We start from the raw sequence: 19699 nt of genomic DNA on the forward strand, positions 1-19699 counted from the left end.
CCGGGAGCCCGGCCAGCAGCGTGCCCATCCGGGCGATGTTGCGGTTCTCCTCACCGGCACCGTTGGCGTTGCCGAACACCACCTCATCGATCCGCTCGACGTCGAGGGACGGCGCCCGCTTGACGGACTCCCCGATCACGTGCGCGGCAAGATCGTCCGGACGCACGGCCGAAAGACCGGAGCCGAACTTTCCAAAGGGGGTGCGCACAGCGTCGTACACAAAAGCCTGGTTCATCGGGTGGTGTCCATTTCTCGAAAGACCTGCTGGGCGGTCTTGAAGGCGGTGTTGGCGGAGGGGACTCCGCAGTAGATGGCGGTCTGCAGCAGGATTTCCTTGATCTCATCCCTGCTGAGGCCGTTCCGGAGGGCGGCGCGGATGTGCATGGCCAGCTCCTCCCAGTGGCCGTGCGCCACCATGGCGGTGATGGTGACCGCGGAGCGCATCTGGCGGGTCAGGCCGGGCCGGGTCCAGATGCCGCCCCAGGCGATACGGGTGATCATGTCCTGGAAGTCGTCGGTGAATTCGTCCTTGTTGGCGTTGGCCCGGTCCACGTGCGCGTCGCCCAGCACCTCGCGCCGGACCACCATGCCGCCGTCGTAGATTTCCTGGCTGGTGGCGCCGGGCTGGACCACGCCGTGGCGCTGCGCCCCGTCGTGTTCAGCGCCGCTCACTGGGCGGCCTGCCGTGATTCGGCCCAGCTGGCCAGGCTCCGCATCAGGTCCGCAACGTGCGCCGGAGCTTCGGCGGGTGCCAGGTGCGCGATGCCCTCCACGGTCACCGCCGTCGCGGTTCCGCCCCCGGCGGTGATTCCCGCTGCCACTTCCTCGGCCATGGCGGGCGTGGCGACGCCGTCCAGGGACCCGGCGATGACCTGGGTGGGGACGGTGATGCTGCCCAGCTCCTGCCGGACGTCGAAGGCGGCCAGCGCCTCGCAGCAGAAGGCATAGCTGAACCGGTCGGCGTCGCGCAGGGCGTGCAGCAGGCGGCTGCTGAAATCGGGTTCCCGGTCCATGAAGCCCGGCGCGAACCAGCGCTCCGCGGACCCCTGGATCATGACCGGCGTGCCCTGGGTGCGGACGGTCTCGGCGCGCTCCAGCCACCCTTCGGGGGTGCCGATCTTGGCGCCGCTGTTCTGCACGGAAAGGCTCTTCAGCCGTTCCCCGTGCTTGATGCCCAGCTGAAGGCCGACGGCGCCGCCCAGGGAGACTCCTGCGCAGTGGAAGTTTTCACCGGGGGCGATGGAGTCCACCAGGTCCACGACGCCGTCAGCGAGCGCGGCGACATCGAAAGCTTCGGTGGCGGCGGGTGAGACGCCGTGGCCGGGAAGGTCCCAGGCCACCACGTCGTAGTCGTTGCCGAGCAGGGACGCCACCCTGTTCCACAGGATCGACGAGGTGCCCAGGGAGGGTCCCACCACCATCAGGGGGTGGTCGCCCAGGGGACGTTGCGGGGACAGCAGCGCTGCTTTCAAGGCCGGCTTAGCCACGGGAGGCTCCATTCGCGTCGGTGGTAGGGGAAGTGAATTCGGGAAAGGCGGCCAGGACGCGGCGGGCGATCTCCGCCGCTTGGCCCAGGTAGCTGGCGGGGTCCAGGAGCTCCTCCAGCCGGGCGTCAGGGACGACGGCGGCGGGGACGGCACCGCGGAACAGCTTGCGGTAGGTGGCGGCTTGCTCCGGAGGGGGCGCCTGCAGCGTCTGGTCCACCACGTCCTGCAGCTGCTGCTTGCCGCTGAGTCCGTCCCTTTCCTCAAGCAGGGGGGCCACCGCGGCGCTGACGCCCTCAGCCAGCAGCAGCGGGCCGGACAGGTCAAGGTTGCGGCGCATGATGTCCGGGAACACCCGGAGCCCTTCGGCGAGTTCGCGGATGTGGCCAGCGGCGCCGAGGGCCAGGGCCAGCAGCTGGCGCAGGGCCGGCCATTCGGTGTGCCAGGCGCCGTCCGGGCGTTCGTCGTTGAAGTTGGCGGCAGCCACATGCAGCTGGGCGGCCAGCTGTGGTGCCTGCAGCGCGGCGCTGCGGACCAGGACGGACAGCACCGGGTTCTGTTTCTGCGGCATGGCGGAGGAGACGCCGCGCCCGGCGGCCCGCGGTTCGGCGACTTCAGCCACCTCGGGCCGGCTCAGGAACAGGACGTCGGCGGCGATCTTTCCGAAGGCGTCCAGCACGGATGCCAGCGCATGGCCCAGGGATGTGATGGCCAGGCGGTTGGTATGCCAGGGAGCCGCGGCCGGAGCCAGGCCCAGCTGGGCCGCCAGGGCGTCGGCCAGGGTAAACGGCGTGGCGGAGGAGCCATCCGTCAGCACGGTTCCGGCGGCGAGGGTCCCCGCCGCCCCGCCGAACTGGACCGGGAACTCCAGGTTTTCCAGTTGCCGCCCCGCGGCGGCCACGCCCTGGAACCACTGCGCGGCCCGCAGCCCGAAGGTGTAAGGCAGCGAATGCTGTGTCAGGCTCCTGCCCACGCACAGCGTGCCCGCATGCTGCCCGGCAAGGTCCGCGAGCGCCGTCGTGGTGCCTTTCAGGTCCGCCAGCACCGCGTGGACGGTGTTGCGGGCCAGCAGCATCAGGGCAGTGTCCAGCACGTCCTGGCTGGTCAGGGAGGTGTGCACGGCCTTCGCGGCACCAACCCCGGCGGCATCGAGGGCCGCCACGTTCTTCCGGAGGTCCGCCAGCAGCGGGATCACCGGGTTGCCGCCGCCCTGGGCGCGCAGCGCAATACCGGCCAGGTCGTAGCGCCCCGCCTCGGCGGCGGAGGCGACGACGGCGGCCGAACCGGCGGGTGCCAGCCCGGCCCGTTGCAGCACGGCGGCCCAGCCGGCTTCGACGGCGAGGATGGCCGCCAGCACTGCCCGGTCCCCCGTCAGCGCCGCCACCAACGGCGACGCTGAGACGGGGGTGAGCAGGCCGGCGTCGGCCTCTTCCGCGAAGGCGCGCAGGTCTCCCAAAGCGGCGGCGTGGGTCACTGGAAGTCCAGGAAGACCGTCTCGCCCTCACCCTGGAGGCGGATGTCCCAGGTGAGGCCGCCGTCGGGGTCGCGGCGGGCGATGAGCGTCTCGCGGCGCTCCGGCTCCAGCGAGCTCAGCAGCGGGTCATTGGCCAGTGCCTCGGTGTCCTCCGGCAGGTAGATGCGGGTGAACAGCCGGTTGGTCAGGCCGCGGGCGAAGAGTGCCACGGAAATGAACGGGGCCGCACCCGGCTTGGTGGGGCCGGGGTTGACGGTGGTGAAGGTGAAGACGCCGGAGTTGCCCACGGCGCCGCGGCCCCAGCCGGTGAAGGTGTAGCCGTCCCGGACCAGGGAACCGGTGCGCTGGACAACCTTGCCGTCCGCGTCGGGCTGCCAGATTTCCAGGATGGCGTCCGGAATGGTGTGGCCGGCGCCGTCGTAGACGGTGCCCTGCAGGCGGATGGAGCCCGGGAAGCCGGGGGGCAGGAGTTCGTTGTCCTTCTCGAACGGGAGCGCGTAGCCGTAGAACGGGCCCACGGTCTGGCCGGGGGTGGGTACCAGTTTGGTGCTCATCTTTCCTACTCCTCGTCGCCTGCGGCGCCAAGCGCCTCGTTTTCGGTCCAGGTCCGCTTGGGACCGGTCAGGACGATGTCCCAGTTGTAGCCCAGGGCCCATTCGGGTTCGGTGATGCTGTGGTCATACGTGGCCACCAGCCGGTCGCGGGCGTCCTGGTCCACGATGGTCTGGTAGATCGGGTCCAGCGGGAACAGCTGGTCGCCAGGGAAGTACATCTGGGTGATGATCCGCTGGGTGAATTCGGTGCCGAACAGCGAGAAGTGGATGTGCGCCGGCCGCCACGCGTTCAGGTGGTTCTTCCACGGGTAGGCGCCGGGCTTGATGGTGATGAACCGGTACGAGCCGTCCGGGCCGGTGATGCAGCGGCCGATGCCGGTGAAGTTGGGGTCGATGGGCGCGGGGTGCTGGTCACGCTTGTGGATGTAGCGGCCGGAGGAGTTGGCCTGCCAGATTTCCACCAGCTGTCCCGCCACCGGGCGGCCGTCGCCGTCCAGGACCTTGCCGGAGACGATGATCCGTTCGCCCAGCGGTTCGCCGTTGTGCTGGATGGTGAGGTCCGATTCCAGGGCGTGCACGTCCTGGTGCCCGAACGCCGGCGAGTACAGCTCGATGGTTTCCGGGTCCGCGTGCTGCAGGCTCTTGGTGGGGTGGCGCAGGATGCTGCTGCGGTACGGCGGGTAGTCCAGGCGCGGCTGGATCTCCGGCTGGCCGCCGTCCTTGAGGGCGCGCCGGTAAGCCTCGCCGATGGCGCTGATCTCTGCGCTGAGGTCCGCCTGCGACTCGATGGCCTTGTCCAGGGGCTGGTGGGCAGCCTTGGGTTCGGCCGGGGGCACGAGCTCCTCCGACTCCAGCTCGGCGTTGATGTCTTCCTTCACGGCTGGCTCCTTTCTGATCTGTTGGGTTTGTTGCGTCTGGGTACTGGGTGGTGCGGGTTTAAGTGGTGCGGTGCAGCGAGTCGTACTGGACCGCATGCCGCACCGGGGCGTTCGGGGCGCCGTAGCCGTCGTAGCCGCCGCGGCGTTCGACCATTTCGAAGAACACGCTGCCCACGGTGGCGGTGTAGAAGTGCAGGAACTCGCCCTCGGCATCCCGGTCGAACAGCAGGTTGAGTTCCTGCAGCGTGGCCAGGAATCCCGGTTCCAGGTCGAACCGCGCGTCCAGGTCCTCGTAGTAATTGGCCGGGATCTGCAGGAATTCCAGGCCGCGGTCCCGGGCGGCCCGGGCGGTAGCCACCAAGTCCTCCACGGCGAAGGCGATGTGTTCCTGATAGGTCTTGCGGGCCTGGTTCCGTGCCTGCTGGATGGGTGCCAGGTTGAGCACGAGCCGCACGGCGCCGTCGGAGGTCTGCATGACCTGGGACCGGACCAGGCCGCTGGGGCTGGGTACCTCGGCGAACGGCTGGGGCTCCAGGGCCAGGGCGCTGGTGTAGAAGAGGACAGCCTCGTCAAAGTGCTGCCACGGCTGGGCCAGGTTGACGTGGTCGATGACCGCCCTCGCTCCTGCCGAAGGGTGTTCCAGCCCTTCCCCGAATTCGTGCGTCCACGCCGCGGTTCCGTCCGGGCTGCCCTGGCAGAGGAAGATCTCGGTGGAGTCCGGGGCGGAGATGCCCTGGAACACTTCCTCGTCCGCCTGGACCTTGCGGGCCACCACGGGGGCCTTGAGCTGCTGGGCCCGCGCGGAGGCAATCACGGGGGAATCGACGTCGAACCCCAGCGCGGCAATGGCCGGCTCGGCGTGCTGCGCGGCCTGCTCGTTGATGATCACCCGGGCCTGCCCCATGGTCCACAGCTGGACGTCCTTGGTGCGGTGGCGGCCCTCGAACTGGAACCCGAGCTGGCCCAGGAGCTTCTCCAGCTGGGCGGTATCGTCCGCCTTGACCTCGGCAAAGTTGAAGCCGGCAGGTTCGTTGACCTTGGGCAGCGTGGCAAGTTCCATGGGATAACGACGGCGGAGCGCGGCTGCGTTGCCGGGCGCGGCTTCGGCGCCGGCGAGCCATTTGGCACTTTGCTCCTCCAGCCAGATCAGGGACCGCATGGCATCCACCGCGGTGCGCTCGACGTCCGACTGGCGGAAGACGTCGTTGAAGACCTCCAGCGACACGGGTCCGGTGTAGCCGGCGCGGACCACATGGCCCATGAACTTGGCCAGCTCGAACTGCCCCTCGCCCGGGAAGACGCGGTAATGACGGCTCCAGGACAGGACGTCCATGGAGAGCTTGGGGGCGTCCGCCACCTGGACGAAGAAGATCTTGTCCGGGTTGATGTCCTCGATCGGCGCCGTGTCCCAGTCGCGGGACAGGATGTGGAAGGAGTCCAGGCAGGTTCCCAGGTTGGGGTGGTCCACCATCTCCACCAGGCGGTAGGCGTGCTCGTAGTCGTTGACGTACTTGCCCCAGGCCAGGGCCTCATAGGCCACCTTGACGCCGTGGTCCCCCGCGAGGTTTGCGAGCTGTGCCAGTTGTTCGGCGCGGACGGCGTCGTCGTCAATGGTGGCGGTGGCAACGTTGGAGCACACCAGGATGGTGTCCATGCCCAGGCGGGCCATGAGCTTGAACTTGGCCTCGGCGCGGCGGAGGTTGGCCTTCAGCAGGTCCGGGGTGACGCCGTCGAAGTCGCGGAAGGGCTGGTACAGGTCCAGGCCGAGCCCCAGGTCCGCTGCCATCTTCCGCACGTCTTCGGGGCTGAGCGGTGAGGTGACCAGGTCCTGCTCGAAGATTTCGATGCCGTCAAAGCCGGCGATGGCGCAGGCCTGCATCTTTTCCTTCAGGGTGCCGGAGAGGCAGACCGTGGCGATTCCTGTGCGCATCAGGCGGCCACCTCCTCGGCGGCCACAAGCTCCAGGAAGTGCGAGCGCATGCGCTCCGGGTCGGCGTCCAGGCCGGTGAAGATCCGGAACGCGTCGGCGGCCTGGCCCACTGCCATCCTGCCGCCATCCAGGACCTCACAGCCCTTGGCGCGGGCGCCGCGGACCAGTTCGGTGTCGATCGGGCGGTAGACGATGTCCGCCACCCAGTGCCGGGGCTCGAGCAGGTCAAGGTCCAGCGGGACGCCGGGGTGGGCTGCCATTCCAACGGGTGTGCAGTGCACCAGGCCATCGGCCAGCGGCATCAGCTGCGGCAGCTCCGCCGTGGTGCGGGCCGTGACGGTGCTGTCCGGGAAAAAGCCCTGCAGCTCGGCAGCCCGTGCGGTGGCCCTGGCGGGGTCCATGTCCACCAGGTCCAGGGATTTGACGCCTGCGCTGAGCAGGGCATAGGCGACGGCGGACCCGGCACCGCCCGCGCCGAGCTGCACCACGCGGTCCAGCCGGGCGCCGGGAAGGCCGGAGGCGAGGGCGGCGGCGAAGCCGGAGAAGTCGGTGTTGTGGCCGATGAAGCGGCCGTCCCGGATGACCACGGTGTTGACGGCACCGAGGCGGCGCGCGTCCGGGCTGACCTCATCCAGGTGCTGCAGGACCAGCTGCTTGCAGGGATGGGTGATGTTCAGGCCGTTGAAGCCCAGGATGCGGGCACTGTCCAGGATGGCGCCCACCGATTCCCCGGTCAGCCCCAGTTCCAGCAGGTCGATGGGACGGTACAGGTAGCGCAGGCCCTGCACGTCACCTTCCCGTTCGTGCATGGGCGGCGTGAGCGATGGCGTAACGCCATCACCAACCAGCCCTACAAGGTAGGACTCAGTTCGATTGCTCATGCGTGCAGCTCCTTTGGTACGGCACCGGGCAGGCGCGGAACTCGGCCGCGCTGCGGGGTGATAGGGATTACGGTACAACAAATGTTCACTTATCGCACTATTGTTCTTCATGCGAACAACGGTGTCGCCCCGGGGACGGTTGCTGGCCCCTTGGTGCTATCGCTGCGGCAGCCTGGCCGCCAGTTCGGCGGCGGCTTCCTGGAGCAGGGGAACGTGCGCCACCAGCCCCTCAAGGTCCAGCCGGAAGACCGGCACGGCAGTTGCCAGCGAGGCGAAGGCGTGCCCCTGGTCGTTGAGCAGCGGCACGGCCACGGCACGCATCCCTGCCTCGTTCTCCTCGTCCATGACGGCGTAACCCTGCCGGCGGACCTTTTCGATCTCAGCCCGGAAAGCGCGGCGGTCCGTCACGGACTTGTCAGTCAGCGCCTCCAGCGGGAGCTCCGCCAGCAGCTTTTCCCGTTCCGCATCCTCGGCAAAAGCCACCAGGGCCTTGCCCACGGCGGTGGTCGAGAGCGAGCCGAGGTGGCCGGGGTCACTGGTCACGCGGAAGGTCTGCGGCCCGTCCACCTTGCTGACGGTCAGGTGGTGCAGGCCGTCGCGGACGCTGAGGATGGTGGCCTCGCCGGTCTGCTCGGTGACCCGGCGGAGAATGGGCATGGCCGTACCCGCGAAGCCATGGTGGTTGGAGACGCGCTGCCCCAGCTGGAAGATCCGCAGGCCCAGGTGGTAGCGGCGGCCGTCCGGCTCGTAGTCGACAAAGCCGTCGCGGGTCAGGGAGCCCAGCAGGCGGTAGGTGGTACTGAAGGGAAGTTCGGCGCGGCGGGAAATTTCTGCGGCACTGGCACCGCGGGGTTCATCACCCAGGAGGACCAGCAGCCCCAGGGCCTTGCCCACCATGTCCGTGCGGTCAGCGGGACGGGCGCCCACTTTGCCTTCCGGCGGCATGGCATTCACGGGCTCTCCGGCGCGGGCGGCGGCAGCGGATTCTTCATTGACCGCTGTGGTTTGGTTCACACTCATGCATTCGATGTTGCCACAATGTGAGAGCTATTTCTAGATGGTGAATATTTTCTTGACAGGTGACTGCCCTCACAGTCATAGTTTCTGTATCGCAAAAGTAGCTCCCACCATGTGGCTACAAATGCCGGGTCTTTGCACCGGACTCCAGCCGCATCCCCCGCCCGCACCAAGGCATCGGCGGCTGCGACCCCCCCCAGATCCATCCGCGACAATGTCGTCACACCAAAGGAACACCATGAGCAAGACACTTCCGTCCGCAGGGGCGGGTGCCATCACCTCCGCCGGGACACCCAAGAAGGCCGCCCTCGCCAGCTTCCTGGGCAGCGCCGTCGAATACTATGACTTCTTCATCTTCGGCTCGGCCGCAGCACTGATCTTCCCCACGGTCTTCTTCCCCAATGCCGATGCCAACGCCGCCATCATGTCCTTCGCAACCTTCGGGTTCGCGTACGTGGCACGTCCCATCGGCGCCATCATCCTGGGCCACTTCGGCGACCGGGTGGGCCGGCAGAAAGTCCTGATGTTCACCCTGGTGCTCATGGGTGCTTCCACCTTCGTCATCGGCTGCCTGCCCGACTTCCGTACGGTCGGCTGGTGGGCACCGGCGCTGCTGGTGCTGGCCCGCCTCTGCCAGGGCCTCTCCGCGGCAGGCGAGCAGGCCGGCGCCTCCTCCATGACCCTGGAGCATGCCCCGGACAACCGCCGCTCCTTCTTCACCTCCTGGACCCTCACCGGCACCCAGGGCGGCCAGATCCTCGCAGCCCTGGTGTTCATCCCCGTCCTGGCCCTGCCGGACGAGATCAAGTTCGGCATCGGCTGGCGCATCCCGTTCTGGCTGAGCGCCGCGGTGGTGGTGGTGGCGTTCCTCATCCGCCGCACCCTGCACGAGCCGCCCGCCTTCGAGGAAGCCCGGAAGAACGCACAGATCGCCAAGCTGCCCGTGGCAGACCTGCTCAAGGGCCACTGGCGCGACGTGCTCCGCGTGATCTGCTGCGCCTTCATCGCCGCCGTCTCCACCGTCTTCGGCACCCTGGCCATCAGCTACGCCAAGACCGTTGCCGGCGTGGACGGCACCACCACCCTGTGGCTGGTGGTTGCCGCCAACATCGTGGCCCTGGGCACCCAGCCGCTCTTCGGAATGCTGGCGGACAAGATCGGCCGCAAGCCCGTCTTTATCTACGGCGCCCTGGCCAGCGCGGTCCTCACCCCCGTCTTCCTGCTGAGCCTGGAGTCCCACAGCGTCCCGCTGATGTTCCTGGCCGCCATCGGCTACTTCTCGTGCGGCTACGCGGCGGCCAACGCCGTCTGGCCTTCCTTCTACGCCGAAATGTTCAGCACCAAGGTCCGGTTCTCCGGCCTGGCCATCGGAACCCAGCTGGGCTTCCTGATGGCAGGGTTCGCGCCCGCCATCGTGGCTGCCATGGGCGGCATCAAGCCCGGCGGCTGGGTCCAGATCAGCATCTTCACTGCCATCATCTGCGCGGTGGCCGCTGTCTCGGCCCTGACCGCAAAGGAATCCTTCCGGACCCCCACCAAGCAGCTCGGCCTGAAGTAGGCCGTCCGCCGCGTACAGACTGGCCCGGTTTTCAGGCCGGAGAGCCCGCCATTCCCCCACATGGCGGGCTCTCCGGCGTTAAAACTGGGCCAGTCCGTTAAGACTGGGCCAGTCTCCGGCTACCGCCCTGTCTCCAGCACCGAGGCGAGGTCGAAGTTCACCGGCTCCTCCAGCTGCGCGTAGGTGCAGGATTCCGGGTCCCGGTCCGGCCGCCAGCGGTTGAACTGGGCAGTGTGGCGGAACCGGTCACCCTCCATGTGGTCGTAGCGGACCTCCACCACCAGTTCGGGCCGGAGCGGAACGAAGGACAGGTCCTTGCCGGCGCTCCAGCGGCTCCCCTCCGCGTTCCGCGGGGTCCGTTCGCCTTCTTCCTGCTTGGCCCAGGCCCAGGGGTGGTTGTCGAAATCGGTCACCAGCGGCTGGAGTTCCTGGAACAGCTCCTGCCGGCGCTTCATCGGGAAGGCGCCGATGACTCCCACGCTGGCCAGGCCGCCGTCGTCCTTGTACAGCCCAAGCAGCAGCGAGCCGATGGCGTCCGGGCCGCTCTTGTGCAGGCGGTAGCCGGCCACCACGCAGTCCGCGGTGCGCTCGTGCTTGACCTTGAACATCACCCGCTTGTCGGGTTCGTACCGGCCGTCCAGCCGCTTGGCCACGATGCCGTCCAGCCCGGCCCCCTCGAACTGTTCGAACCAGTGCCCGGCCGTGTCCTTGTCCGTGGTGGCCGCGGTGAGGTGCACTGGTGCCTTGCTCGTGGCGAGCGCCTTCTCCAGCGCAGCGCGCCGCTCAGCAAAGGGCCTGCCGGTGTAGTCCTCATCGCCGAGGGCCAGGAGGTCAAAGGCCACAAAGCTTGCCGGGGTTTGTTCCGCCAGGAGCTTCACGCGGCTGGCGGCAGGGTGGATGCGCTGCTGCAGGGTGTCGAAGTCGAGCCTGTCCCCGGACGCCCCCACGAGGATGATCTCGCCGTCCACCACGCAGCGCGGGGGCAGGTTCTCCTTGAGCGCGGCCACGAGTTCCGGGAAGTACCGCGTCATGGGTTTTTCGTTGCGGCTGCCGATCTCCAGGTCATCGCCGTCACGGAAAATGATCGACCGGAAGCCGTCCCACTTGGGTTCGTAGCTGAGGTCCCCGCCGCCGGGAATACCGTCGATGCCGCTGACGGCCTTGGCAAGCATGGGCGGGACGGGCGGCATCACGGGAAGTTCCATGTGCCCATTCTTGCCCGGCCGGTGGCCCGGGCGGTAGGGCGGCGCGCCCGCTTCAGGCCGCCAGCAGCCACACGACCAGCACCAGCACCGGCGCAGCGGCGGCCGTGGAGAGCAGGATGGTTTCGCGCGCCACGGCCACGCCCCGCCCATACTTGCTGGCGAACAGGAACACGTTCTGGGCCGAGGGCAGCGCTGCCATGAGCACCACGCCCAGGAGCATGTGGTGGTCCAGGTTGAACAGGAAACGTCCGACGACGAACGCCACCGCCGGCATCACAGCGGACTTCAGTGCCGTGGCAGTGAGGATTTCGGCCGTGTGGCCGCCGCTCCGGAGCATCCTGGTTCCGCGCAGCGACATGCCGAAAGCCAGCAGCACCACCGGGACAGCAGCACCGCCCAGCAGGGTGAGCGGCGCCATCACCGGGGCGGGCAGCTCCACGTGGAACGCCGCCAGGACCACACCGAGGAGCGAGGCGATGATCATGGGGTTGCGGAAGGGCTGCGTGAGCATCAGCCGGGGCGAGAACCGGCCGGCTTCCGCGAGGTCCAGCAGGGTCAGGACCAGCGGGGCGAACAGGAGGAGCTGGACCAGCAGTACCGGGGCCACCGGGGTTGCATCCCCCAGGGCATAGAGCGTGATGGGGATGCCGATGTTGTTGGCGTTGACGTAGGAGCCGGCCATGGCACCCACTGCGGTCTCAGCCAGGGGCCGCCGGAACCAGATCCGGCTGGCGGCCACGTATAACAGCGCGGTGGCCGCCGCCGTGATCATGGCCAGCGGAACATAGGCGGAAAAGACCACGGACAGATCCGATTTCAGCACCACCGTGAACAGCAGGACCGGGTTGGTGATGAAGAAGGCAGTACGGGTCAGGGCGTTGATGGTGGGTTCATCGCCCAGGCCGCAGCGCGCGGCAAGGTATCCGACGGCAATGACGACGCCGATCACCGCCAGTCCGATCAGCACACCGCCCACGTGGGGTACTTCCTTCCGGTTCCGCCGTGCACCACCGCAGGAAGGCAGTACTACAAGTTCACAACTTATCGAATAAGGTGCGTTGTGCCAGCAGGCGTCCACGGAGTGGCCTCCCCCGCCGCCCGCCGTCGTGCTTTGTGAAAAGATCAACCATGCGCGCCATGCAACACTCCAGCAAACTCCGGAACGTCCGTTACGAACTTCGCGGGCCGATCCTTGAGGCCGCCAAGAACATGGAGGCCGAAGGGCACCGGATCCTCAAGATGAACCTTGGGGACACCGCGCCTTTTGGGCTGGAAGCGCCCGAGTCCGTGGTGGTGGACATGATCCACCACCTTCGCGGCGCCCAGGGCTACAGCGATTCAAAGGGCATCTTCACGGCCCGGACCGCCATCTCGCAGTATTACCAGACCCGGGGCCTGATGAACATTGGGGTCGAGGACATCGTCATCGGCAACGGCGTCAGCGAACTGATCTCCATGTGCCTGCAGGCCTTCATGGAGAACGGCGACGAAATCCTGGTCCCGGCACCTGACTACCCCCTGTGGACGGCCGCCGTGACCCTGACCGGCGGCAAGCCCGTCCACTACGTGTGCGACGAGGCGGAGAACTGGTGGCCGGACATGGCCGATGTGGAAGCGAAGATCACCAACCGCACCAAGGGCATCGTGATCATCAACCCGAACAACCCCACAGGCGCCGTCTACCCCCGGCACATCCTGGAGCAGTTCGCCGGGCTGGCCCGGAAGCACAACCTGGTCCTGTTCTCCGACGAGATCTACGAGAAAGTGCTCTACGACGGCGCCACGCACATCCACACCGCCGCGGTGGCCGAGGATGTGTGCTGCCTGACGTTCAGCGGCTTGTCCAAGGCCTACCGGATGCCCGGCTACCGGGCCGGATGGGTGGCCATTACCGGCCCGCTGGCTGCCACCGCCGCCTACCGTGAAGCGTTGGAACTGCTCGCGTCGCTGCGCCTGTGCGCCAACGTTCCCGCCCAGCACGCCATCCAGACCTGCCTCGGCGGCTACCAAAGCATTGACGCGCTGGTGAAGCCGGGGGGCCGGCTGCGCGAGCAGCGGGACCTTGCCCACAAACTGCTCACGGCCATTCCCGGCGTCACCTGCGTCCCGGCGTCGGGCGCCATGTACCTGTTCCCGCGCCTGGACCCGGAGCTGTACCCGATCGAGAGCGACGAGAAATTCGTCCTGGACCTGCTGCGGGACCAAAAGATCCTGGTCTCCCACGGCTCGGCCTTCAACTGGCCTGCGCCGGACCACTTCCGCTTTGTCATCCTTCCCTCGGTGCTGGACATCGAGGAAGCCGTCCGGAGGATTTCCTCGTTCCTGGCGGCTTACCGGAGCGGGGCCGTGGCCTGAAACCGCGGCGGCGCGAAGAACTAACCGGGCCCTAACCGCGGGGAAACCGGTACGCAACATTCCAGGCCCACACTTGGTAGTGCAGGCAAGAGCCGGCACCAGCTCCAGCCAGGAGGCCCCAGCGATGTTGAAGAAAGCGACCACGCATGTAACAAGAGTCCGCGCCCTGGACCAGCTCCACCGCGGCGATGAAATCGAAGCCCGCCTGTCGGTGGGGCCCTCCTACGACGACGTGGTGATCCGCCGCGGCAGCGTCCAGGAAACAGCGCCCGGCATCGGTGTGGTCTGGATCCTGGACCGCATCAGCGGCGTGCGCAAAGCAATCAATACGGACGAGTGCAGCGTCTGGCGGGTGGCATAGCAGGTCCGGGAAGACGGTGGCGGGCGTAGTCAGGAAGGACTGTCCGCAACCTGTTCCTCCTCCGGCTCCTGCTGCCGGAGTGCGAGCGAATGCAGCCACTCGATGCTGGCGTCCGTTACCGGATGGGCGGTCCCGAGCGACTCCAGGAAGTCCCGCACCTCAACCATCTCTGCCTCCCTGCGGACGGCATGCAGCCGCGTGCCCTCAAGCATCCGCGCCACCAGCGCATCGCCTGACGGGCCAAGTTCCGCTGCAATCTGGCTGATGACCCAGTCTTTTGCCCCTGCCGCCTCAGCGGCCGTGACTGACTCCAGGACAGTGGCGGCCAGCCCCTTCATGAAGACGCTGCGGAGCAGCTTCCGGCCGGCCGCCGCTCCCGCTTCGCTTCCGGCGTTGGTGGCCGGGATGTTCCATCCGGTGAAGAGGGCCACCAACGCGTCCGCCCCCGTGCCGCTGACCAGCAGGGGCGAACTGATCCGGCCCCGCGGAACGGGCGCCAGGACGGCGACATCGGCGAAAAGGATGCCGCTCCCGGCCGCCCGTTCCGCGAGCCGCCGCTTTTGGTCCGGTCCGGTGGTGTTGAGGTCCGCGAAGATGGCCGCCGGGTCCATCGCGGCCAGCGCCTCGTCAAGGACGGATTCGGCGGCGCGGGCTCCCACCAGGCTGATCACCAGGCCGGCGCCCGCCACTGCTTCACTGATGCCAGGGGCCCGCAGCACCCCGGGCGGGACTGCGTCGACAGCAGGGTCCGTTCCCGTCACCCGCAATCCACGGGCGGCCAGGTCCTGGGCGTAGATGCTCCCGGCTTCCCCCAGGCCCAGGACGGCGACAGGCCGGCCGGCCGTTCCCGCCGTTCCCGCCGGACTACCGTGCACCGGCGGCCGCGGTCCGCCAGCCGCCGTGGTATTCGGTACGGGCGGTGACCGCGTAGGGCGCCGGGCTGACGACCGCCCGGACACTGATCTGTTCATGCGGTTCCACGGTGGTCTTGCGGGATCCGCCGTCGGGTTCACCCCAGACAACCCGCACTTCGGTACCGATCTCCACGTTGGGGTCCACCGTGGCCAGCGAGAGGCCCCGGCGTTCATTGGCCGTCACGCCGGTGAAGAGCGACAGGCCCACCCCCGTCCCGTCGGCGTCGATGACGGAGTCGTAGTTGGACGACCCGTAGTTGGCGTTGGGGACGTCGAAGAACTGGTAGCCGGGCTTGTCGCGGTCCAGGAACGATGCCCAGATGGTGGCCAGGTCCTCATCGTTCCAGGCGAGGGTGACCTTTTTCCGCTGCGCGGCGGGGTCGATCTGCTGGAGGGCGTCCCGGCCAATGAAGTCGTGGTCGAATTTGACGAAGGAGCCGTAGCCCAGTTCCCAGGGGGTCAGGTAGTAGTCCTCGATGTTGCCGGAGACGAACGAGCCGGCGAGCGCGTTGACCGCTTCGTAGCTGGTGGCCGGCAGCCATTCACGGTAGGCGCGCTCGGCGTCGCTGCTGTAGATGGCCGGCAGCGGCGAGGGGATCCAGCCCGATTCGAGCGTGTTCGAGGAGTAGGCCCGCGACCCGCATGGTTCCAGCCCGAACTCAGCCCCGGCCTCGAGCACGGCATCCCGGATTTTTCCGTGCTGTTCGTAGGGTCCCCAGATTTCCAGCCCCGGGGCTCCCGCCATGCCGTGGCGCAGCGTGCGGACCTGTTCCCCGGCGATGCCCAGGTGGCCCATGTGGAAGAACTTCACCTGCTCCAGGGTCCCGCCGTTGAGCTTTTCGATGATCTGCCAGGCGCTGGGGCCCTGGATCTGGAAGCGGTAGTACTTCCGGCCGACAGCCTGGCCGTAGGGGCGTGACGGCGACCTGTCATCGTAGGTGCATTCGACGTCGTATCCGCCGGTTTCGGCGTGGAACTGGAGCCAGTTGGCGGCCGGCGCGCGGCCAACGTAGACAAATTCCTGCTCTTCCAAGTGGAACAGGATGCCGTCGCCGATCACCCCGCCGTTGGAGGCCGTGGGCACGAACTGCTTGGCGGTGTTGACCGGGAAGTTGGCGAAGCTGTTGATGCCCGTGTCCGAGAAGAGCTTCAGCGCATCGGGGCCCTTCACGAAGAAGTTGACCATGTGGTGGGACTGGTCGTAGAGCACCGCCGTTTCACGCCATGCGCGCTGCTCGCGCCGCCAGTTGGTGAACTCGGCGGGAACCACCGGATAGATGTAGGTGCCAAGTTGGGAATTGCGCAGCAGTTCGACGGTGCTGCCCGCCGCATCGAGCACGTCCTGCAGGGATTTCGGGGCCATGGGCTGTTCTCCTTCGGTTCAGGGGTGGCGCAGTTCAGTGGGTGGCGCGGTAACTCTCGCGTGCGTATTGCACGAAGGGAGCGGGGGCGACGGTGGCCCGGATGGGGACCTGCCGGTGGGGTTCCACCTGCAGTTTGGCGGAGTTGGGCTCTTCGCCCCAGAGCACGGTGACCTCGGCGCCGTCCTCCAGTCCGTCCACCGCCGCCAGGGAAACAAAGGAGTGCTCGTTGGCGATGTAGCCGCAGTCAAAGGACTGGCCCACCGTTACGCCGCCCTGGAGCACCCGGTCCACCTGGAACAGGGCGTAGCGGGCCTTGGGCATGTCGATGTACTTGGCGGGAAGCCCGGGACGCAGGAGGGAACCCATCACGTCCTGGACGTCGTCCGGGTTCCAGACGAGTGTCACCTTGCGGCGGGAGGGTGTGCGGGAGAGCGCCTCCAGGGCCTCACGGCCCACGAAGTCGTGGTCGAATGCGACGGAGCGGCCGTACCCGAGCTCGTACGGGGTCAGGAAGTAATCCTCGATGTCCGCCGAATCGAAACTCCCGCCGAGTGAACCGGCCGCTGACGCCGGGAGCCATTCGCGGTAGCCGCGCAACCGTTCGTCCGTAAAGACCGCCGGGACGGGCGAGGGCACCCACCCGGACTCAAGGTTCGCCGTCGAGTAGCCTTTAGCCCCCACCTGGGTCAGCCCGAACTCGCCGCCGGCCTGTAGCAACGCGTCCCTGACGCGTTCGCCCTCTGCCCAAGGGCCGAACAGCTCATAGCCGGGCTGCCCGGCCATGCCGTGCCGGATCGCCCGGACCTGCAATCCGGCGATGGGGAGGTGCCCCATGTGGAAGAAACCGAGCTGCGGCACAGGGGCGCCGGTGAGTTTTTCGACGAGGGCCAGGGCGGTTGGCCCCTGGAGTTCGTAGCGGAACAGCCGGGGGTCACCGGCGCGGACGATCGAGTTTCCGTCCCGGGAGACCTCAATGTCGTGGCCTCCGGTTTCGGCGTGGTACTGCACCCAGTCGATGGCCATCGGGTGGCCCACCAGGTTGAAGGACTGTTCGTCGAGGTGTGCCAATATGGCGTCGCCGATGAGCTGCCCTGAATGGTTCACCGCGATGAACTGCTTGGCACGGTCCACGGGAAAGTTCGCGAAAGAGTTCACCGCGAGCCCGCGCAGCAATCCTTCCGCGCCCGGTCCGGAGAGGAAGAGATCGGTCATGTGGTGCGACTGGTCCAGGAGGGCACAGGCTGTACGCCAGGAATTCTGCTCGGAGCGCCAGTTGCTGAACTCGGCCCGCACGGGAAAAACGTGGGGGCTGGCGGGCGAATCGCGCAAAAGCTGGACCGGTGAAGCCGCCTGGTCCAGCGCCTCCTGCAAAGACCCTGTCACTGCCAAATCCCTGTCACTGCGAACTCCATCGTTCGGTCCACGGTGGAAAGCAGCCCGGGACGTCCAGTACCAACACGATTGCTAACAAAATTGTATCGGATGTCTTGACCAGAGTTCCAGAGCGTGGTTTTCTGGCACTGTCCGCCGGAAAGGACTGACCATGGGCCGCCCAGGCACCATGCCCGCCGTGGAACGCGAGGGTGCACATGCCCGATACAGAGGGGATCCCCTGCCTCCTGATGCGGGGCGGGACCTCCAAGGGTGCCCTGTTCCTGGCGTCGGACCTGCCTGCCGACCCCGGAGAACGCGACGACCTGCTGCTGCGGATCATGGGCTCTCCTGATCCCCGCCAGGTGGACGGACTGGGTGGAGCGCACCCCTTGACCAGCAAGGTTGCCGTCATCGCGCCGTCTCCGGACGCCGGCGCGGACGTGGACTACCTTTTCCTCCAGGTCGCTGTGGACACCGCACTTGTCAGCAGCCGGCAGAACTGCGGCAACATCCTTGCCGCCGTCGGGCCCTTCGCCGTGGAACGTGGCCTGGTGCAGCCAGCCGACGGCCACACGGAAGTGCGCATCCGGATGCTGAACACGGGCAGCATGGCCACCGCACGGTTTGCCACTCCCGGCGGCGTGGTGGATTACGACGGCGGCCCGGCGGCAGGCGGTGCGGTGGCCATCGATGGCGTTCCGGGGACGGCGGCAGCCATCCGGCTCAATTTCGAGGGCACGGCGGGGTCTTCGACCGGCGCCCTGTTCCCCACGGGCAGGACCCTGGACCACACGGAGGGCGTGGACCTCACCTGCGTTGACAACGGAATGCCCACCGTCCTGATGCGTGCCGCCGCTCTGGGCATCACCGGGAACGAGGCCCCTGCAGACCTCGAGGCCAATGAAGACCTGGCACTACGGCTGGCCGGGATCCGCCTCGCCGCGGCGGACCTGATGGGCATGGGCGATGTCAGCGCTGCCACCGTGCCCAAGCTGGTGCTGCTGGCGCCGCCACGGGCCGGGGGCGCCATTGCCACCCGCAGCTTCCTTCCCGTCCGGGTCCACACCTCCATCGGCGTACTCGGAGCACTCACGGTGGCGGCGGGTGTGCTGGCGGAGGGGTCGGTGGGCCATGACCTGGCCGCGCTTCCTTCACCGGGGGAACCCTTCCGGGTGGAACACCCCACCGGCCATTTTGACGTCGAGGTGGCCATCGAGAAGACCCCGGACGGCTGCACGGTGACCCGCTCAACTGCCCTCAGGACAGCTCGGAAGATTTTCGAAGGACGCGTCTTCCCGCGCCCGCGCCCCTAACCACTGCACAACGACCCCTTGAGAGAGGACAGCTTCATGACCGGGTATACCTCGTTCGACGTCGCCCACCTGGGAAACGTGGAACTGCTGACCCCCGTGTTCGAGGAAAGCCTGTGGTTCTTCCGCGACCTGCTCGCCATGCGCGTCGTGGCGGAGACCGGCAGCGCCGGCACGAAGTCCGCCTACCTTCGCACCTGGGACGAATACCAGCGCTACACCCTCAAGCTCACCGCCTCAGCCGATGCCGGGGTCGGGCGCACCACCTTCCGGACCACCAGCCAGGAGGCCCTGGAGCGCCGGGTCAACGCCATCGAAGCCACCGGCCTGGGCATCGGCTGGAAAGACGGCGAGGTGGGCACCGGGCCCACCTACTCCTTCCGGGACCCCGACGGGCACCTCATGGGCATCTATTACGAAACCGAACGGTACGTGGCCACGGACGACAAACCCGCCCTGAAGAACCAGGCCTCGGCCTTCCCCGGCCGGGGCGTTAACGCCCGCCGGCTGGACCACATCAACTTCCTGGCCAAGGACGTGGTGGCCAACGGGGAGTTCGTGGTCCACGCGCTGTGCGGGCGGGAGAGTGAACGCATCCGGCTCGACGACGGCGGATATGCCGCCTGGTGGTTCCACTTCAACAACAAGTCCTATGACATCGTCTACTCCGACGACTGGCTCAAGCACGGCAACCGGCTCCACCACGTGGCATTCGCCCCGGATACCCGCGAAGACATCCTGAAGGCCGCGGACATCTTCCTTGAAAACGGCATCCACATCGAGTCCGGTCCGCACAAGCACGCCATCAACCAGACGTTCTTCCTCTACGTCTGGGAGCCCGGCGGCAATCGGATCGAACTGGCCAACGCCGGTGCCCGCCTGCTGCTGGACCCGGACTCGCCCGTGGTGGAGTGGAGCCAGGAGGAGCGCAGGAAAGGGCAGGCCTGGGGCATGAAAACCATCGAGACATTCCATACCCACGGAACGCCAAACATCCCCCAGTGAGAAAATTAAAGGATCCCGGCAGTACCGCACAGAGA

The 19699-nt window shown here is 67.5% G+C and carries 18 protein-coding genes and 1 pseudogene; 5 read left to right on the top strand and 14 right to left on the bottom strand.

The features are described 5' to 3' along the window. The 9 genes and pseudogenes from PUN51_RS15625 to PUN51_RS15665 form a co-directional block, all read right to left on the bottom strand. Positions 1 to 235, bottom strand: a pseudogene (locus tag PUN51_RS15625) (3-oxoadipyl-CoA thiolase); the annotation flags it as partial. Continuing rightward, a complete protein-coding gene (gene pcaC, locus PUN51_RS15630) occupies positions 232 to 672 on the bottom strand; it encodes a 4-carboxymuconolactone decarboxylase (RefSeq protein ID WP_159629579.1) in 441 nt (146 codons plus the stop codon). The gene pcaC and the pseudogene PUN51_RS15625, both read right to left, overlap by 4 nt. After that, on the bottom strand, positions 669 to 1487 hold the full coding sequence (locus PUN51_RS15635; RefSeq protein ID WP_275181642.1) for an alpha/beta fold hydrolase: 819 nt from the start codon (positions 1485 to 1487) through the stop codon (positions 669 to 671). The genes pcaC and PUN51_RS15635 overlap by 4 nt, the downstream gene beginning before the upstream one ends. Beyond that, positions 1480 to 2958 carry a lyase family protein gene (locus PUN51_RS15640; protein WP_275181643.1) on the bottom strand — a complete coding sequence of 493 codons (1479 nt, stop codon included), beginning with the start codon at positions 2956 to 2958 and terminating at the stop codon, positions 1480 to 1482. Before PUN51_RS15640 ends, PUN51_RS15635 begins: the two co-directional genes overlap by 8 nt. Continuing rightward, the gene (gene pcaG / locus PUN51_RS15645; RefSeq protein WP_159629573.1) at positions 2955 to 3512 is read right to left on the bottom strand and encodes a protocatechuate 3,4-dioxygenase subunit alpha; all 558 of its coding nucleotides are present in this window, start codon (positions 3510 to 3512) and stop codon (positions 2955 to 2957) included. The genes PUN51_RS15640 and pcaG overlap by 4 nt, the downstream gene beginning before the upstream one ends. A gap of 5 nt (positions 3513 to 3517) precedes the next feature. Further along, on the bottom strand, positions 3518 to 4390 hold the full coding sequence (gene pcaH, locus PUN51_RS15650; protein ID WP_159629571.1) for a protocatechuate 3,4-dioxygenase subunit beta: 873 nt from the start codon (positions 4388 to 4390) through the stop codon (positions 3518 to 3520). Between the two features lie 58 nt (positions 4391 to 4448). Then, positions 4449 to 6320, bottom strand: a complete 1872-nt coding sequence (locus tag PUN51_RS15655) for a bifunctional sugar phosphate isomerase/epimerase/4-hydroxyphenylpyruvate dioxygenase family protein (protein WP_224023807.1) — start codon at positions 6318 to 6320, stop codon at positions 4449 to 4451. Beyond that, positions 6320 to 7201 carry a shikimate dehydrogenase gene (locus PUN51_RS15660; protein ID WP_159629568.1) on the bottom strand — a complete coding sequence of 294 codons (882 nt, stop codon included), beginning with the start codon at positions 7199 to 7201 and terminating at the stop codon, positions 6320 to 6322. The genes PUN51_RS15655 and PUN51_RS15660 overlap by 1 nt, the downstream gene beginning before the upstream one ends. A 156-nt stretch (positions 7202 to 7357) precedes the next feature. Beyond that, the gene (locus PUN51_RS15665; protein ID WP_201302370.1) at positions 7358 to 8221 is read right to left on the bottom strand and encodes an IclR family transcriptional regulator; all 864 of its coding nucleotides are present in this window, start codon (positions 8219 to 8221) and stop codon (positions 7358 to 7360) included. Between the two features lie 235 nt (positions 8222 to 8456). Here PUN51_RS15665 and PUN51_RS15670 point away from each other — a divergent pair, with 235 nt between their 5' ends. After that, positions 8457 to 9776 (top strand): MFS transporter, encoded by a 1320-nt coding sequence (locus PUN51_RS15670; protein WP_275181645.1) that lies wholly within the window; start codon positions 8457 to 8459, stop codon positions 9774 to 9776. Positions 9777 to 9895: 119 nt separating this feature from the next. On the opposite strand, the gene PUN51_RS15675 is transcribed toward PUN51_RS15670, so the two are convergent. Further along, positions 9896 to 10981, bottom strand: a complete 1086-nt coding sequence (locus PUN51_RS15675; RefSeq protein ID WP_275181646.1) for an ATP-dependent DNA ligase — start codon at positions 10979 to 10981, stop codon at positions 9896 to 9898. A 52-nt stretch (positions 10982 to 11033) separates the two neighbouring features. Beyond that, positions 11034 to 11957, bottom strand: coding sequence for an AEC family transporter (locus PUN51_RS15680; protein WP_224023814.1), 924 nt, complete (start codon positions 11955 to 11957; stop codon positions 11034 to 11036). 152 nt (positions 11958 to 12109) lie between these two features. Here PUN51_RS15680 and PUN51_RS15685 point away from each other — a divergent pair, with 152 nt between their 5' ends. Together PUN51_RS15685 and PUN51_RS15690 are read left to right on the top strand one after the other, a co-directional pair. Then, complete coding sequence (locus tag PUN51_RS15685; protein WP_275181648.1) at positions 12110 to 13336, top strand: pyridoxal phosphate-dependent aminotransferase; 1227 nt, start codon at positions 12110 to 12112, stop codon at positions 13334 to 13336. A 124-nt stretch (positions 13337 to 13460) separates the two neighbouring features. After that, the gene (locus PUN51_RS15690; RefSeq protein ID WP_141158887.1) at positions 13461 to 13697 is read left to right on the top strand and encodes a hypothetical protein; all 237 of its coding nucleotides are present in this window, start codon (positions 13461 to 13463) and stop codon (positions 13695 to 13697) included. 29 nt (positions 13698 to 13726) lie between these two features. Here PUN51_RS15690 and PUN51_RS15695 read toward each other — a convergent pair whose 3' ends face one another. Genes PUN51_RS15695 through PUN51_RS15705 form a run of 3 tightly spaced genes read right to left on the bottom strand, consistent with a single transcriptional unit; the run spans position 13727 to position 17358 of the window. Continuing rightward, positions 13727 to 14572, bottom strand: a complete 846-nt coding sequence (locus tag PUN51_RS15695; RefSeq protein WP_275181651.1) for a DUF1932 domain-containing protein — start codon at positions 14570 to 14572, stop codon at positions 13727 to 13729. Next, positions 14562 to 15974 carry a vanillate/3-O-methylgallate O-demethylase gene (ligM, locus tag PUN51_RS15700; RefSeq protein WP_159629556.1) on the bottom strand — a complete coding sequence of 471 codons (1413 nt, stop codon included), beginning with the start codon at positions 15972 to 15974 and terminating at the stop codon, positions 14562 to 14564. Before ligM ends, PUN51_RS15695 begins: the two co-directional genes overlap by 11 nt. A gap of 34 nt (positions 15975 to 16008) precedes the next feature. Beyond that, positions 16009 to 17358 carry an aminomethyl transferase family protein gene (locus PUN51_RS15705; protein WP_159629554.1) on the bottom strand — a complete coding sequence of 450 codons (1350 nt, stop codon included), beginning with the start codon at positions 17356 to 17358 and terminating at the stop codon, positions 16009 to 16011. 206 nt (positions 17359 to 17564) lie between these two features. Here PUN51_RS15705 and PUN51_RS15710 point away from each other — a divergent pair, with 206 nt between their 5' ends. Both PUN51_RS15710 and PUN51_RS15715 read left to right on the top strand, forming a co-directional pair. Then, positions 17565 to 18662: a 4-oxalomesaconate tautomerase gene (locus PUN51_RS15710; RefSeq protein WP_275181654.1), complete on the top strand. Its 1098-nt coding sequence runs from the start codon at positions 17565 to 17567 to the stop codon at positions 18660 to 18662. Between the two features lie 36 nt (positions 18663 to 18698). Beyond that, the gene (locus tag PUN51_RS15715) at positions 18699 to 19664 is read left to right on the top strand and encodes a VOC family protein (RefSeq protein WP_275181656.1); all 966 of its coding nucleotides are present in this window, start codon (positions 18699 to 18701) and stop codon (positions 19662 to 19664) included. Positions 19665 to 19699: the final 35 nt, after the last annotated feature.

The organism is Arthrobacter sp. NQ4, from assembly GCF_029077345.1.
Classification (GTDB): domain Bacteria; phylum Actinomycetota; class Actinomycetes; order Actinomycetales; family Micrococcaceae; genus Arthrobacter.

Bases quoted from the DNA above. Each gene is read 5' to 3' on its own strand.
- PUN51_RS15715 (WP_275181656.1), top strand. From the start codon at position 18,699: ATGACCGGGTATACCTCGTTCGACGTCGCCCACCTGGGAAACGTGGAA.
- PUN51_RS15710 (WP_275181654.1), top strand. From the start codon at position 17,565: ATGCCCGATACAGAGGGGATCCCCTGCCTCCTGATGCGGGGCGGGACC.
- PUN51_RS15660 (WP_159629568.1), bottom strand. From the start codon at position 7,201: ATGAGCAATCGAACTGAGTCCTACCTTGTAGGGCTGGTTGGTGATGGC.
- PUN51_RS15685 (WP_275181648.1), top strand. From the start codon at position 12,110: ATGCGCGCCATGCAACACTCCAGCAAACTCCGGAACGTCCGTTACGAA.
- PUN51_RS15655 (WP_224023807.1), bottom strand. From the start codon at position 6,320: ATGCGCACAGGAATCGCCACGGTCTGCCTCTCCGGCACCCTGAAGGAA.
- PUN51_RS15675 (WP_275181646.1), bottom strand. From the start codon at position 10,981: ATGGAACTTCCCGTGATGCCGCCCGTCCCGCCCATGCTTGCCAAGGCC.
- pcaG (WP_159629573.1), bottom strand. From the start codon at position 3,512: ATGAGCACCAAACTGGTACCCACCCCCGGCCAGACCGTGGGCCCGTTC.
- PUN51_RS15670 (WP_275181645.1), top strand. From the start codon at position 8,457: ATGAGCAAGACACTTCCGTCCGCAGGGGCGGGTGCCATCACCTCCGCC.
- ligM (WP_159629556.1), bottom strand. From the start codon at position 15,974: ATGGCCCCGAAATCCCTGCAGGACGTGCTCGATGCGGCGGGCAGCACC.
- PUN51_RS15690 (WP_141158887.1), top strand. From the start codon at position 13,461: ATGTTGAAGAAAGCGACCACGCATGTAACAAGAGTCCGCGCCCTGGAC.
- PUN51_RS15665 (WP_201302370.1), bottom strand. From the start codon at position 8,221: ATGAGTGTGAACCAAACCACAGCGGTCAATGAAGAATCCGCTGCCGCC.